Raw genomic sequence first — 843 nt, 5'->3', positions numbered from 1 at the left:
TGCGTGGCGGGGCTGACGGCGATGACTTCGTGTTCGACACCGTTCTTGGCGGCGGCAACATCGACACGATCGCGGACTTCAGCGTCGGCGAGGATGCGATCCACCTGGGCGCGGCGATCTTCTCGGCCCTGTCTGGCGGCGCTTTGTCAGCGATGGGCTTTGCGGCGAACGCGGACGGCGTCGCCAATGGCTTCACCGCCCAGGTTATCTACGAGACCGACACCGGCGCGCTGTCCTACGACGCCGACGGTCTCGGCGGAAGCGCCGCCATCCAGTTCGCCACCCTGACCAGCGGGTTGAGCATCGATCAGGACAGCTTCCTGGTGATCTGATCGAGGCTGGGCTCAAGTCGGGTGAGACCGGTGGGGATGGCGACAGGAGTGCGGACATGAAGGTGCTGCTGATTGGGGCTTTAGGCGCAACGGCTGGTGATTGCATCGAGTAGCGGGGCAGACGGAGCGATCCGCTGCCCCAACCTTCGCTAAGTGCGCATTCGTGAAAAACCGCCAGGGCGGGACCTAGTTCGAGCAAAGAAATGACCGCCCACTGGCGTGCCACCGGATCCTCGGCCCCGTATTCGCCATCGCGGCCAGATCCAGCAAGCCTTCAAGCGCCGCCCTGAACGGGCCCTCGATTTCAATCTCGCCCCGCATGCTGGCCATTCGGAACATCGCGACAATCCCAAGCTCTGCGTCAGACAGAGGCAGACCCAGGACCTCGACCAGAACTTCGTGGACGCCCGGGTGATATTCCTGAATGGCAAGAGTGTTGAATGTCACTGAGAACTGACCCGGTATTTTCACCGAGATTTGACCCACCGTTAGTTATGCGTTGTGGTTTATG

Annotated in this window: 1 protein-coding gene and 1 pseudogene; one reads left to right on the top strand and one right to left on the bottom strand. The window is 61.7% G+C overall.

The genetic code is table 11. The features are described 5' to 3' along the window. Positions 1–332, top strand: a pseudogene (locus FOY56_RS23415) (M10 family metallopeptidase); the annotation flags it as partial. A gap of 186 nt (positions 333–518) precedes the next feature. On the opposite strand, the gene FOY56_RS23410 reads toward FOY56_RS23415, so the two are convergent. Beyond that, positions 519–779, bottom strand: a complete 261-nt coding sequence (locus FOY56_RS23410) for a hypothetical protein (protein ID WP_146348542.1) — start codon at positions 777–779, stop codon at positions 519–521. Positions 780–843 lie beyond the last annotated feature (64 nt).

It is taken from the genome of Falsiphaeobacter marinintestinus, from assembly GCF_007923355.1.
In the GTDB taxonomy this organism is placed as follows: domain Bacteria; phylum Pseudomonadota; class Alphaproteobacteria; order Rhodobacterales; family Rhodobacteraceae; genus Phaeobacter_A; species Phaeobacter_A marinintestinus.
This window is presented reverse-complemented; position numbering and strand designations above follow the sequence as displayed.